12 protein-coding genes are annotated in these 12,857 nt (G+C 68.9%); 4 read left to right on the top strand and 8 right to left on the bottom strand.

Features of this window, described 5'->3' with window-relative positions; genetic code table 11:
- Positions 1-152 precede the first annotated feature (152 nt).
- Positions 153-1,556 (bottom strand): aminotransferase-like domain-containing protein, encoded by a 1,404-nt coding sequence (locus RSP_RS08300; protein ID WP_011337930.1) that lies wholly within the window; start codon positions 1,554-1,556, stop codon positions 153-155.
- A gap of 84 nt (positions 1,557-1,640) precedes the next feature.
- On the opposite strand from RSP_RS08300, the gene RSP_RS08305 reads away from it, so the two are divergent.
- Positions 1,641-1,868, top strand: coding sequence for a DUF1127 domain-containing protein (locus RSP_RS08305; protein WP_002720161.1), 228 nt, complete (start codon positions 1,641-1,643; stop codon positions 1,866-1,868).
- A 90-nt stretch (positions 1,869-1,958) separates the two neighbouring features.
- Here RSP_RS08305 and RSP_RS08310 read toward each other — a convergent pair whose 3' ends face one another.
- The 4 genes from RSP_RS08310 to RSP_RS08325 all read right to left on the bottom strand — a co-directional run bounded on the left by RSP_RS08310 (position 1,959) and on the right by RSP_RS08325 (position 4,953).
- Positions 1,959-2,666: a DUF1003 domain-containing protein gene (locus tag RSP_RS08310; RefSeq protein WP_011337931.1), complete on the bottom strand. Its 708-nt coding sequence runs from the start codon at positions 2,664-2,666 to the stop codon at positions 1,959-1,961.
- A gap of 340 nt (positions 2,667-3,006) precedes the next feature.
- Positions 3,007-3,489, bottom strand: coding sequence for a 30S ribosomal protein S9 (rpsI, locus tag RSP_RS08315; RefSeq protein ID WP_002720163.1), 483 nt, complete (start codon positions 3,487-3,489; stop codon positions 3,007-3,009).
- 3 nt (positions 3,490-3,492) lie between these two features.
- Positions 3,493-3,957 carry a 50S ribosomal protein L13 gene (gene rplM, locus RSP_RS08320; RefSeq protein ID WP_002720164.1) on the bottom strand — a complete coding sequence of 155 codons (465 nt, stop codon included), beginning with the start codon at positions 3,955-3,957 and terminating at the stop codon, positions 3,493-3,495.
- A gap of 204 nt (positions 3,958-4,161) precedes the next feature.
- Positions 4,162-4,953 carry an SseB family protein gene (locus RSP_RS08325; protein WP_011337932.1) on the bottom strand — a complete coding sequence of 264 codons (792 nt, stop codon included), beginning with the start codon at positions 4,951-4,953 and terminating at the stop codon, positions 4,162-4,164.
- 575 nt (positions 4,954-5,528) lie between these two features.
- On the opposite strand from RSP_RS08325, the gene rfbC reads away from it, so the two are divergent.
- Positions 5,529-6,062 (top strand): dTDP-4-dehydrorhamnose 3,5-epimerase, encoded by a 534-nt coding sequence (rfbC, locus tag RSP_RS08330; RefSeq protein WP_002720166.1) that lies wholly within the window; start codon positions 5,529-5,531, stop codon positions 6,060-6,062.
- A 325-nt stretch (positions 6,063-6,387) separates the two neighbouring features.
- Here rfbC and RSP_RS08335 read toward each other — a convergent pair whose 3' ends face one another.
- The 3 genes from RSP_RS08335 to RSP_RS08345 all read right to left on the bottom strand — a co-directional run bounded on the left by RSP_RS08335 (position 6,388) and on the right by RSP_RS08345 (position 9,778).
- A complete protein-coding gene (locus RSP_RS08335; protein ID WP_011337933.1) occupies positions 6,388-7,737 on the bottom strand; it encodes an NAD(P)H-dependent oxidoreductase in 1,350 nt (449 codons plus the stop codon).
- A complete protein-coding gene (locus RSP_RS08340; protein WP_009564006.1) occupies positions 7,734-8,789 on the bottom strand; it encodes an NAD-dependent epimerase/dehydratase family protein in 1,056 nt (351 codons plus the stop codon). The genes RSP_RS08335 and RSP_RS08340 overlap by 4 nt, the downstream gene beginning before the upstream one ends.
- 197 nt (positions 8,790-8,986) lie before the next feature.
- Positions 8,987-9,778 (bottom strand): hypothetical protein, encoded by a 792-nt coding sequence (locus RSP_RS08345; RefSeq protein WP_011337934.1) that lies wholly within the window; start codon positions 9,776-9,778, stop codon positions 8,987-8,989.
- Between the two features lie 227 nt (positions 9,779-10,005).
- Here RSP_RS08345 and RSP_RS08350 point away from each other — a divergent pair, with 227 nt between their 5' ends.
- Both RSP_RS08350 and RSP_RS08355 read left to right on the top strand, forming a co-directional pair.
- Positions 10,006-11,004 (top strand): SDR family oxidoreductase, encoded by a 999-nt coding sequence (locus RSP_RS08350; protein ID WP_011337935.1) that lies wholly within the window; start codon positions 10,006-10,008, stop codon positions 11,002-11,004.
- 161 nt (positions 11,005-11,165) lie between these two features.
- A complete protein-coding gene (locus tag RSP_RS08355; RefSeq protein WP_011337936.1) occupies positions 11,166-12,665 on the top strand; it encodes an acetyl-CoA hydrolase/transferase family protein in 1,500 nt (499 codons plus the stop codon).
- Positions 12,666-12,857 lie beyond the last annotated feature (192 nt).

The raw sequence follows: 12,857 nt of genomic DNA on the forward strand, positions 1-12,857 counted from the left end.
CGCAGGCCCGGCCAAGGGTATGAGGTCAGCCGTGTCGTTTGTGGCACTTCGGCCAGCGCGAGGCGTAGGGCCGAGGCACTCTCAAACGAGACAATTCTTTCCACCTCACATAAGGACTTGCCGCCAACCCTTTGTCGAAAATGGCCTCTGCATCACACAGGCAGTTCCGAAGGTGGCGAGACCAGCAGCCGCGACAGCCGGTCCACCGCCGCCTCGAGCCGGGCGCGCGGCACCTGGCCTGCGATGGCAAGCCGCACGGCGTTGGGCGAGCGTCCGTGTACCAGCGCATATTCGTCAGCCGACCGCAGCAGCACGCCCTCCGCCTCCGCCGTGCGGGTGAAGGAGGAGGTGCGCCAGCCCACCGGCAGGCGCAGCCAGACGAAGGGCAGCCCCGGCTGCCAGACCAGATCGTGCGCGCCGAGCCCGTTCACGATGGCCTTCAGCCGGTCGGCGAAGGCGCTCTGCACCCGGCTCCGGATCTCGACGGCCTGACCGCTGCGGAAGAGGTCCAGGCAGAGATCCGAGACCGGCCGGCCCAGGGCGAAGAACGCGTGCTGCGCCGTCAGGCGCCCCGCCTCGCCCCGGCCCGTCGGGCAGAGGATATAGCCGAAGCGCAGCGCCGCCGAGACGGTCTTCGAGAGGCTGCCCACATACCAGGTCCGTTCGGGCGCGAGCGCGCGCATCGAGGGCAGCGTGCTTTCGGCCACCGTATAGCAATCGTCCTCGATGATCTGGAGCTCGTGCCGGCGGGCGATGGCCACGATCTCGGCCCGGCGCTCCTCGGGCATCCGCACGGCGGTCGGGTTCTGCGCCTCCGTCGTGACGCAGAGCACCTGCGGCAGATGCTTGCGGCAGCAGGCCTCCAGCGCATCCGGCCGGATCCCGTGCTGGTCGAGCTCGACGCCCACCACCTCGGCCCGCGCCAGCCGCGCCGCGTGACGGAAGCCGGGATAGGCCAGCTCCTCGGTCAGCACCACGGGCCGGTCGCCGCGCAGGCAGCAGAACATCACGAGGCCGATGCCGCTCTGCCCGCCATGGGTGAGGGCGATGTCGTCGGGCGTGACCGGCCCCAGCACCCGGTCGCCGAGCCAGTCCCGCACCGCCTCGCGCAGGGCCGTCTCCTCGCGCTGCGTGGGATAATCGCGCCAGTCCGCGCCGACCTGCCCCGCCACCCGACGCAGCGCCTCGGCGAAGAGCGGCATCTGCCCCACGTCCGGCAGTTGCGGCGAGCGCAGATCCAGTAGGCCCGGCGCAGCCTGCGGCTCGCGGTCGACGAACAGGGCCTGCGTGGGCCCCAGCCGAGGCTCGGCCGCCGCGACGAAGGTGCCTCGCCCCACGGTCGCGGCCAGAAGCCCCTCCTGCGTGGCCATCTGATAGGCCCGCGAGACGGTGCCGGGCGTGACCGACAGCCTCCAGGCCAGATCCCGCACGGTCGGAAGCTGCACGCCCGGCAGCAGCACCCCCTCGCGGATCGCCTCCCGCAGCGCCCGTGTCAGGGCGAGATATTTGGGGCCGGGAAATTGTGCGAGGTCAGGATGCCATATTGTATCAGTCACAATGTTCCTCTGGAGCGGATTGCGCGGGCATTGTATGCTTTACCTACTTGATACGCAGAATTGTATCAACACAAAAGGTGCCACATGAGCCGCGCGATACCGCAGACCCCGCCCGCCGCCCTGACCCTGAACCGCTCCATGCCGCCGCTGGCGCGCGTGCTGTTCAGCCTCGGCTTCGTGGTCGTGCGCTGGGACGAGCGACGGCGGACGCGCCTTGGCCTCTCCCGGCTGGATCCGCACCTGCTGCGCGACATCGGGCTCTCGCATCGCGCCGCCGAGATCGAGGCCTCGAAGCCCTTCTGGCAGGATTGATCCCGCCGCACATGTCCCCATGACTGGGCCGGGCTCTGCCCGGCCGCTCTTTTCCTGCCCTCATGGCAGATGCGGGCGCGGGCTGCGGCGTCAGCCCTCCGCGCCGCCCGCGGCTTCCTCCAGAAGCTCGATCTGCAGCCGCTGGATCGCCTCCAGCCGCTCCCACTGCCGCGCGAGATGGTGCTCCAGCGTCTCGTGCAGGTGGCGGATCTCGAGCTCGGCCTTGAGATTGACCTTGTAATCGTTCTCGGAGCGGAGCCGGTCCTTCTCCTCCTGCCGCCGCTGGCTCATCATGATGATCGGCGCCTGGATCGCCGCGAGCGTCGAGAGCATCAGGTTCAGCAGGATGAACGGATAAGGATCGAAGATCCCCACGACGAGACCGGTGACATTCACCGCCATCCAGAGCGCCAACACCAGGGCAAAGCCGATCAGGAACCCCCAGGAGCCGCCGAGACGCGCCAGCCGGTCTGCGGCCCGCTCCCCCAGAGTGCGCGCCTCGTCAGCCTCCGCGCCGGGCTCCTGCGTGAGCATCCGACCGCTTTCGAGGCTATCCAGCACGGCATGATCGAGCCGCGTGAGCTCGCCCCGCTCGGCCTCGAGCAGGGCCTCGAGATGCTGGCGGCGGTAGCGCGCCCGGCAGGCCGGACAGATCGGCGCATCGGGGGTAAGCTCCGGCCAGTCGGCGAGCATCCGGCCCCGCGTGCCGCCGGCGAGGCTGCTGGCCGGAACGAAGGTCGACAGGGGGTGCGAAGAGCCGCAGAGCGCGCAGGTGCCGCGGGCGGAATGGGTGGTCACGACGGAACTCCCTCAGGGTCGCCCCCTGATTACGCGGCGGGCGAGAGGCTGCCAAGCGCGAGCGGCACGCCGGCACCAGTCTGTCGTTCTCTTCCGGGATGAGCACCGGCCTCTGACGCGGGCCGTCAAGTGCGGGCAGCAGCACGTCGACCAGCCCCGGCCACCGGCTCAAGGAGGAGGCCGCAAAGCGCAGGCAGCAGTACGGCGGCATGCGCCTCCGACACCGAGTTACCGGCATCGGGCGCGAGAGCCCATCGTCCGAAGCAAGAAACGCGCGCCCGGCGGCTCGACAATGACAAAGGGCCCGCCGAGGCGGGCCCTTGCAGATCTTTCCGATAGATCAGCGCTTCGAGAACTGGAAGCTGCGGCGGGCTTTCGCCTTGCCGTATTTCTTCCGTTCCACGACGCGGCTGTCGCGGGTCAGGAAGCCCGCGGCTTTCAGCGCGGCGCGCAGCGCGGGTTCATAGAGCTGCAGCGCCTTCGAGATGCCGTGCTTCACCGCACCGGCCTGCCCCGAGAGGCCGCCGCCGGCGACCGTCGCCATCACGTCGAACTGGCCTTCGACATTGGCGACCTTGAAGGGCTGGCGCAGGATCATCTGCAGCACCGGACGGGCGAAGTATTCGTCCATCGGCTTGCCGTTCACCGTGACCTTGCCCGAGCCCGGCTTGATCCAGACGCGGGCGACCGCGTCCTTCCGCTTGCCGGTGGCATAGGAGCGGCCGAGCGAGTCCCGCACCGGCTCGCGCGCAATGGCGACTTCGGCCACCGGGGCCTCGCCAACGACCGATTTCAGATCGTCGAGGGATTTGATGTCGGACATGGCTTACGCGCTCCGGGTGTTCTTCGGGTTCAGCGACTTCACGTCGAGAACGGTGGGCTGCTGCGCTTCGTGCGGATGCTCGGCGCCGGCATAGACGCGGAGATTGGTCATCTGCTGACGGCCGAGGCTGTTGCGCGAGATCATGCGCTCGACAGCCTTGAGCACCACGCGCTCGGGATGCGCGCCTTCGAGCACCTGCTCGGCGGTGCGGAACTTCACGCCGCCCGGGTGGCCGGTGTGCCAGTAGTAGCGCTTGTCGGCCCGTTTGTTGCCCGTCATCTGCACCTTGTCGGCGTTGATGACGATGACATTGTCACCCATGTCCATGTGGGGGGTGAAGGTCGGCTTGTTCTTGCCGCGCAGGATGTTGGCGACGATCGTGGCGAGACGGCCCAGGACGACGCCTTCGGCGTCGATCAGGATCCATTTCTTCTCGATATCCGCCGGGGTAGCGGTGAAGGTTTTCATCGGGAATCCCTGGAATGGAGCGAGGGATGTCCCCCGCGAATTCGGATGCGGCTGTTTCCGGCATTTCGCGGCACAGGTCAAGCGCCGGATGCGCGATATTTTCCAGCCCTGACAGGGGGTTGCAAAAAAGGTATTAGCATACCCCATAGCAAACCCCTGTTTCGGGGACAGAATGGCGTTCGTGCGAGCCCCAGGGCTCGGAGGTCAGTATCTGAGGATCGGCGGCCGTGCGGGATCCATGCCCGGCGCCGCCGGTGCGCGCTCCTCGCGCAGCTCGGGCGCCTTCGGCACCGGCAGGTCGAACCGCAGCGCGACGCGGGCCATGGCCGCTTCGGCCGGAGCGCCCTCGGCGAAGAAGGCCACGTCCAGCGCCTCGGCCTCGAGCCCCGAGAAGGTCAGCGCCTCCGAGACCGACCGCGCCAGCGCGGGCTCGGCCCCCGGCCTCGCTGCGATGAAGGCCAGCATGTGCCCGTCGCGGCCGTCGTCGTAGCGCACGGCCGCCAGCAGCGCATGGGCGGCCAGACCGCCGGCACGGCCGAGCTTGCCGTCGAGGGCCGCGATCAGCGACTGGGGCAGACGCGGGGGCGTGAAGCTCTCGGGACGCGCCTCGGCCTCGTCGGGCGCATGGCCGATGGTGTCGGCCAGCCACTCCACCGCATCGGGCGGCAGCAGCATGGCCGAAGGCGCATCGCCGAGGTTCAGCCCGAGCCCGATCCCCTGCCCCGCCAGAAGCCCCGCCACCACCCGGCCCGGCAGCGCCGCATAGGGCGCGGGCACGCCCGTGAAGGCCGCCAGCCGCTCCTCGAGATCGAAGGCCAGGACGACAGGCCCCTCGTCGAGATTGAAGACCTGCGGCGTCAGGGTCTCGTCCTCCGGCTCGCGCTCCAGCAGCAGGAAGAGCTCGCCGTCCGCAAGCTGGCCGTAGAAGCGCAGCCGCGCGGCATCGTCGCCGGGTGCGGCCTCCATCGCGGCATGAGCTTGGTCGAGAAGGGTCATCGCGCGGGCCTCTTCCTGTGCGAAAGGATGCGGGACCCTAGTGGCTCGGAGGCGTCGCGGCAAGATCGGAGGCTTCCAGCGGGGGGATCAGCCGTTCGAGGCGTGATGTCAGGCTCTTGCACGAAAGCGAAGGGGCGGCTCGCTCCCGCCGCCCCTTCGTCTTCTTGTCATAATTCGTTTCGTTATGGAAAGGCTACGTTCGAAAGTTAGGGGACTACTCTTAGTGATAATGTGTTTAACTTGTGTATCTCACCGCTGCCTGCGTCAACGTTTCCTTCACTCTCTAGCCAAAAGTGCAAGCGGCCACCCCCCATTACGCAACCGCCGCGCGAGTGTGGACTTCTGCAATTCTTCCCCGGCGGAAAACTGCGCATCAATCGGCAGCACTCCTTGTCGGCAAACAGGGCAAAGTCTCTGGCCCATTCGATTCGGCGGAGGGTCGCCGATTCGAGCGATCCGACATTGCGCTTGCCCGCCGACGCGTTCCCGGACACAGTCCGCTTCACGCCGCCTCACGTTGCATTTCGACGTCGGCATCGGGCCGGGGCGCAACCTTTTGAGGAGAGACTTACCATATGAGATTCATTCCCACGACGCTCAAGGATGCCGTCCTGATCGAGGCTGAGCCGAGAGAAGACCACCGGGGCTGGTTCGAGCGCACCTTCTGCATGGAGGAGATGGCCGGTGCCGGCCTGAAGACGGGCTTCGTGCAGCACAACAGCTCTTACAACCATGCCGCAGGAACGCTGCGCGGGATGCACTACCAGCGCGCGCCCCATTCGGAGGTGAAGGTCATCACCTGCACCCGCGGCCGCATCCAGGACGTCATCATCGACCTGCGCCCGGACTCGCCGACCTACCTGAAATGGGAGGGGTTCGATCTGAAGGCCGGCGATCACCGGCAGCTCTATATCCCCGAAGGCTTCGCCCACGGCTATCTGACGCTCGAAGATGCGACGGCCGTGTCCTACCTCGTCTCGGCGGCCTACACGCCCGGCGCGGAGGGCGGCGTGCGTTGGGATGATCCCGCCTTCGGGATCGACTGGGCCGCCGAAGTGTCGGTGATCTCGGAAAAGGATGCGGCCTGGCCCGACTTCCAGCCGGCCTGATCCCGCAGGGGCGCGCGGCGGGGCACCGCCCCGCGCCAACCGGTCCTCCGCGAGATGCGATGCCTCGGCCTCTCCCCGAGGGCCCGGCCTCCCTCCCAGCGGGGGCACCTCAGACATGGCGCTCCCCCATGCGCAAGACCCTCACGTCCGACCTTCGGCATCCCGCTCGGGATGGATATCTGCGCAGGTCCGACGCGATGACGGCGACGGCGGCTTATTGCCATCCGCTCCCGCAGGCGCCCGGTTCGCAGGCAGCCATATCGCAAGGGAGACAGCGGGTTTTCAGCCGGAGCGCGAGTCAAGCGCCCCGCTCCGGCAGAGACGGTCAGACCGTCAGGGCGTGGGCCTCGGCCGGGCGCGCGAGGCCGAATTCGCGCTCCATCTCTTCGTAGAGGGCGTCGATGCGGCGGCCGGCCGGCAGCCGCACATCCGCGAAGGTCAGCGCCTGATCCCGGGGAATGTCCCGCAGAAGCACGCCGCCCTCGGCCAGGCCCATCGGCAGGAGCTGCTCCGAGACGAAGGTCTCCATGTTCTCGCACTGGCCGTAGGCGGTGAAGCCGCCGATCCCGTCGAGCACCTCGCCCGCCTTCAGGTCGCGCTTGGCCACCGCCACCACGCCGACCTGAGGCGCGCCCAGCGGCGCCAGCGCCGCATCGCCGAACAGCACCGCCCGCGCCACCGTCATCGGCACCTCGAAATGGCAGAGGTGATAGGGCGTGTAGAAGAGATAATAAGGCCCCTCGCCCAGCTTGTAGAGGTTGAGGTAGTGCTTCTGCCGCGGATCGTCGTGGGTGCCGATCACGAACACCCCCGGCCCGGGCCGGGCGCCGACGATATAGTCGACGATGCCGGGCCCCTCGGGATCGAGATGCGGCGCGAACATCGCCACATAGTCCTCGAGCGGGCGCAGCGGCAGAGTCGGGTTCTTGTTCGTCGGATCGATCCCGATCATGCCGCGCTTCGCGACCCGCATCCCCGTGCCGTTGGCCACGATGGCCTGCTCGTAGGAGATCTTGGTGCCATCCGCGAAGGAGGTCACCATATGGACGTTCTGGCCCCATTTCTCGGCAAAGCCGCGCTGGGTCTCGGGTGTGCGATATTCGTCCTGCAGCGCCTTGATGTTGCCCGAGAGCACCGGCTTGACCCCGATCCCCTTCACGAAGCGGATCAGGTTCATCTGCACGCCCGGCTGGTCGCCGTCGCAGTTGGTGAGCACCACCCCGGCCGCATCGGCGCGCTTCTTCAGCAGCGGGCCGATGGTGCCGTCGAGCTCGGCGTTCATCAGGATCACATGCTTGCCGGTGGCAATGGCCGGTTCGACCGCCTGAAGCGCGTAATCCATCGAGCCCGTCACCTCGATGATGGCCTCGATCCCGCGGGCACAGCCGATGAGCGAGGGGTCGGCCGTCACGGCGGGCTCGCCCGCCACGATGGCGGCCTCGAGCTCGGCCTGGCTGTCCACATGCCGGACCGTCTCGCCGGTGCGGCTCGCCTCGAAGGCCGCCGCCGCCTGCTCGGTCCGCCGCGCGGCGATGGCCACGAGCTGCATCCCCGGCACCGACTTCGCGATCTGCAGCGCGATGCCCGAACCCATGAAGCCCGCGCCGATCATCCCCACCCGGATCGGCCGTCCCTCGGCCGCGCGGCGCGCGAGCGCCTTGTCGACGAGGATCATGCCACGGCCTCCACCATCGGATTGGCCCAGAAGAGCTTGTCGTCGAGCAGCTTCGAGGCCCGCAGCCGCATCAGCATCTTGAGACGGGTGTAGGGCTCGGCGCGGAATTCCTCGGGCGTCATGGCGATGCGCTCGAACACCTGCCGCATCTGGCGCGCGCCCTTCTCGGCGGTCCATTCGCACTGGAACTCGGGCAGGACGCGCTGGATCTTGTCGAAATTCACCCGGTAGGAGCGGTTGTCGGCCGAGGGCTGCCCCACCTCGAGCTCGCATCCCGGGAAGCTGTCGGCCACGATCCGGGCGATCTCGATAACGCGATAGTTCTGGTCGTTCGAGCCGACGTTGTAGGCCTGCCCCCGGATCGCATCCGCCGGCGCGGTGAGCGAGCGCCACACCGCCTGACACATGTCGAGCGCATGGACGAGCGGGCGCCAGGGCGAGCCGTCCGACTGGAGCGTGATCTTGTTGGTGGTCCAGGCAAGGCCGCAGAGGTCGTTCAGCACGATGTCGAACCGTTGCCGCGGGCTCGCCCCATAGGCGGTGGCGTTGCGCAGGAAGCAGGGCTCGAAGTCGCTGTCGGCCCGCCGGGTCAGGTCTTCCTCGACCTTCACCTTGCATTCGGCATAGGCGGTCTGCGGATTGACGGGGCTCGTTTCGTCGAGGATCTGTTCGGGCTGGCCCACGCCATAGACCGAGCAGGAGGACATGTAGACGAAGCGCCTGGCCCCGGCCTTGCGCGCCATCTCGGCCAGATGCATCGAGCCGCCGTGGTTGATCTCGTGGGTGAGGCCGGGCGACTGCTGGCCCAGCGGATCGTTCGACAGTTCCGCCAGATGGGCCACCGCGTCGAACCCTTCGAGGTCGGCGACCGTCACCTGCCGGATGTCCTTGGTGATGACAGCCGGGCGCGGCGCCGAGGTCGGATAGAGCCAGCCCTTGCGATAGAAGCCGGTGTCGAGGCCCACCGCCTCGATGCCTTTCTCAAGCAGGTAAGGGCCGAGGAGAGCGCCGACATAACCGTCCGCACCGGTGAATAGAACCTTCAGGGCCATCAAAATCTCCGATCAATCAGCGCCGTCAGCCGGCGTCTTCAAAACAGCGGTGCCGGGCCCCAGGGGGGCCGGCCAATCATCCGGGAAAGAGGAAGCGTTGCACATCCGTTGCGGAACCGAAATTGTCCCGCAGATCCGTCCGGTCTAAATCGCCCGACATTCCCACGCCGAGATCATCGGGAAGGCCCGCGCGACTGTCAAGCGCGCAGACCCACTCCCGGCAGGCGGCCATGGCCCCGCCACGGAGCGGGCCGCACCAGCGCCGCCTGCCGCGCCTTCTCCTGCGCGATGAAGCCGTCGAGCAGCGCCTCCTCCCGCGCCATGTCCTCGGACCCGAGGGCGCGCGGCGGGCGCTCGGAATCGAGCGCCGCCCAGAGTGTGCCGAACCCGCCCGTCATCTCGCGCGCGGTCGCGGTGCGGTCGAGCAGCCGCGCCGCATGGAGCGACGCCCGCCCCTGCCGGTGCAGGAAGCGCGTCACCGCCCGTGCGTGCAGACGCGAGCGCCAGTTGCGCGCCCCGTCGAGAGGGCGCTCGCCCGCAGGCGCTTCGGCGGCCTCCGGATCGATGAGAACTTCGAGCTCGCGCATCTTGGCCAGATAGCGCGAAGCGGCCGCGCCCGGCAGCGGCTCGGCCTCCTGCGGAAGCGCGGCCTGCGGCACGAGCCGCCGCGCAAGCGTGCGCAGCCGCCCCACCCAGTCGACGCCCGCCTGCGCCTCGAGAACCAGCACGAGGCCCGGCAGGCGCCGGTCGGCCAGCGCCCGCGCCGCTTCCTCGCCGGCTCTCGTGCCTTCCGCCGCCACGAGCACCACCACCGAACTGCCGAGGCCCGCGAGCCGGCTTCTCAGCCGTGCTTCCTGTCCCGCGGCGAGCGTCAGGGCCACGACTGAGCGCGCGGCGGGAATGCGGCGGCACTCGACCGAGCGGACAGCGTGCAGGCGCACGCCCTCGGGCAGCAGGTCGTCGATCAGGAAGGGCGCGGCGCGGCTCATGCGGTCTCTCCGGCTGGGGGAAGACAAGGCTGCACCCGCGCCGGACAAACGCCGTGCGGGTGCGAGATCTGACTGGTCTCTTCCTCTGTCATGACGGCGCAACGCAGGCCCTGTCCGGCGGTTCCGCAGACCGGCCGTCAACCGACGGGACCGGCCGGGCCTGACCCCGGGGAACGAACGCGCCTTTCCCTCCGTTGCCCTTCCGATCAACGGGGAGAGGGCGCCAGATGCAGGACAGGCCGGTCGTGGTCATCACCGGAGGAACGGCGGGCGTGGGGCGTGCCCTCGCCAGAGCCTACGCGCACCGCGGCTGGCGCGTGGCGGTTCTGGCGCGCGGACAGGCGGGCCTCGCGGCCACCGCCGCCGACGTGGCCCGTGCCGGGGGCGAGCCCCTGACCCTTGCGGCAGATGTCGCGGACTCCGCCGCCGTCTTCGACGCGGCCGACCGCGTGGTGGCCCGCTGGGGCCGCATCGACCTCTGGATCAACAATGCGATGGTCACGGTCTTCGGCCCGGCCGAGCGCGCGACGCCCGAGGAATATGCCCGCGTCACCGCCGTGACCTACCTCGGCACCGTCCATGGCACGCTCGCGGCGCTGCGCCACATGCGCCCACGCGACCGCGGCACCATCCTTCAGATCGGCTCGGCGCTGGCCTACCGCTCGATCCCCCTGCAGGCCGCCTATTGCGCGGCGAAGGCCGCCTGCCGGGGCTTCACCGACTCGCTCCGGTCCGAGCTTCTGCATGAGAAGAGCCGCATCCGCCTCACCATGGCGCAGCTCCCGGCCGTCGATACGCCGCAGTTCGACTGGGCCCGCACCCATGTCCGCGGACGCCCGCAGCCCGTGCCCCCGATCCATACCCCCGAGGCCGTGGCCGAAGCGATCGCCGCCGCGGCCCGCACGGCCCCGCGCGAGATCTGGATCGGCGCGCCCTCGATGCAGGCGATCCTCGGCACGATGGTGGCGCCGGGCCTCATGGACCGGATGATGGCGCGCAGCGCCTGGGACAGCCAGATCGGTCCCGGAGACGCCCGCGCAGACAATCTCATGCAGCCGGTCGAGCGTGACATGGGCGCCGCAGGCCGCTTCGGCTCCGAAGCGTCCGACCGGGTCGCGAGCCTCTCCGGCCCCACCGTCCGCGCAGGCCTTGCGGCCGGCGGCGTGCTGGTCGCGGCCGCGGCCCTCACCGCCGCAGCGCTCCTCGCCCGCCGCCGCGACCCATGACCGTCACGCATACGTCATGCGTGAAATGCATGGCTGCCATTCCGCCCTGAACACGCGCCCCAGATTGTGAATTTCGATCCGGCCCGTTACCAAAGTTGCCGGCAGGCCGGGATCCGCACAACTTTCCGTCCTCCGAATGGCTTTTCAGGGAGGAGGGGCCCATGCTCGACGGTGTGGAGAACGACAGGATCCGGCATGTCGGCCTGCGCGAGCGCGTGACCAGCGCGGATGAGGCTGCGGCCCTGATCGAAGACGGCATGACGGTCGGCATGTCGGGCTTCACCCGCGCTGGCGAGGCCAAGGCGGTGCCGATGGCGCTCGCGGCCCGGGCGCGGCAGCATCCGCTGAAGATCACGCTGATGACCGGCGCCTCGCTCGGCAACGATCTCGACAAGACGCTGGCCGAGGCCCATGTCCTCGCCCGCCGCATCCCGTTCCAGTCCGATCCCGCGCTCCGCAAGGCGATCAACCGCGGCGAGGTGATGTTCATCGACCAGCATCTCTCCGAGACGGTCGAGATGCTGCGCACCCGCCAGCTGCCGCGCGTCGATGTGGCCGTGGTCGAGGCGGTGGCCATCACCGAGAACGGCGGCATCGTGCCCACGACCTCGGTCGGCAACTCCGCCTCCTTCGCCATCCTCGCCGAGAAGGTCATCGTCGAGATCAACCTCAGCCAGCCGGCCGAGCTCGAGGGGCTGCACGACATCTACATCCCCACCTACCGGCCGAACCGGATGCCGATCCCGGTGGTCACGCCCGAGAGCCGGGTCGGCCTGCCCTTCATCCCGATCCCGCCCGAGAAGATCGCGGCCATCGTCGTGACCGAGAAGCTCGACAGCTCGGCCACGATCCTCGACCCCGACGCCGACACCCGGGCCATCGCGGGCCATCTGACCGAGTTCCTGCTGCACGAGGTGCGCGCAGGACGGCTCGATCACACGCTCCAGCCGCTGCAGGCCGGGATCGGCACCATCGCGAACGCGGTGCTGCACGGGTTCATCGACACGCCGTTCCACGATCTGAAAATGTATTCCGAGGTCCTGCAGGACTCGACCTTCGACCTGTTCGACGCAGGCAAGATGCGCTTCGCCTCGGGCTCGTCGATCACCCTCTCGGCGCAGAAATACCAGCAGGTGCTGCCGCGGCTTGTCGAATACAAGCCGCGCCTGATCCTGCGCCCGCAGGAGATCTCGAACCACCCCGAGGTCGTCCGGCGCTTGGGCCTCATCTGCATCAACACCGCGCTCGAGTTCGACATCTACGGCAACGTGAACTCCACCCATGTGGGGGGCACGCAGATGATGAACGGGATCGGCGGCTCGGGCGATTTCGCGCGCAACGCCTATCTCTCGGTCTTCGTGACGAAATCGGTGGCCAAGCACGGGGCTGTCTCCTCCGTCGTGCCGATGGTGAGCCACGTCGACCATACCGAGCATGACGTGGACATCCTCGTGACCGAAGTGGGCCTTGCCGATCTGCGCGGCCTCGCCCCCCGCGAGCGGGCCGCCACGATCATCGCCAACTGCGTGCACCCGGACTACCGGCCGATGCTGCGCGACTATTACGACCGCGCCTGCCAGCGCGGCGGCCACACGCCGCATGTGCTGGAAGAGGCGCTGTCCTGGCATGTCCGGCTCGCCGAAACCGGCCGGATGATCTGACGCGCCGCCCCACGGTCAACCGGTCCCCTCGGCGGACTGCCGCGGCCGGACCATGAGGCGATCTCGCACATGCCGATGGAGCGGCCGGACGGCGTGCGACGATGAACGCCCGCGCGGCCGCCCCTTCGCGACGTGCCGCGGGGGCGCCGCAACGTCCGAAGCAGAAGAACGGTCCCTGCCGTTCCCGCCTCG

Source organism: Cereibacter sphaeroides 2.4.1 (assembly GCF_000012905.2).
Taxonomy (GTDB): Bacteria; Pseudomonadota; Alphaproteobacteria; order Rhodobacterales; family Rhodobacteraceae; genus Cereibacter_A; species Cereibacter_A sphaeroides.

Excerpts from the sequence above, each read along its gene's own strand:
- RSP_RS08325 (WP_011337932.1), bottom strand. The coding sequence starts at position 4,953 with ATGACCCTTCTCGACCAAGCTCATGCCGCGATGGAGGCCGCACCCGGC.
- rpsI (WP_002720163.1), bottom strand. The coding sequence starts at position 3,489 with ATGTCCGACATCAAATCCCTCGACGATCTGAAATCGGTCGTTGGCGAG.
- RSP_RS08335 (WP_011337933.1), bottom strand. The coding sequence starts at position 7,737 with ATGATCCTCGTCGACAAGGCGCTCGCGCGCCGCGCGGCCGAGGGACGG.
- RSP_RS08305 (WP_002720161.1), top strand. The coding sequence starts at position 1,641 with ATGAGCCGCGCGATACCGCAGACCCCGCCCGCCGCCCTGACCCTGAAC.
- RSP_RS08345 (WP_011337934.1), bottom strand. The coding sequence starts at position 9,778 with ATGAGCCGCGCCGCGCCCTTCCTGATCGACGACCTGCTGCCCGAGGGC.
- rplM (WP_002720164.1), bottom strand. The coding sequence starts at position 3,957 with ATGAAAACCTTCACCGCTACCCCGGCGGATATCGAGAAGAAATGGATC.
- RSP_RS08355 (WP_011337936.1), top strand. The coding sequence starts at position 11,166 with ATGCTCGACGGTGTGGAGAACGACAGGATCCGGCATGTCGGCCTGCGC.
- RSP_RS08340 (WP_009564006.1), bottom strand. The coding sequence starts at position 8,789 with ATGGCCCTGAAGGTTCTATTCACCGGTGCGGACGGTTATGTCGGCGCT.
- RSP_RS08350 (WP_011337935.1), top strand. The coding sequence starts at position 10,006 with ATGCAGGACAGGCCGGTCGTGGTCATCACCGGAGGAACGGCGGGCGTG.
- rfbC (WP_002720166.1), top strand. The coding sequence starts at position 5,529 with ATGAGATTCATTCCCACGACGCTCAAGGATGCCGTCCTGATCGAGGCT.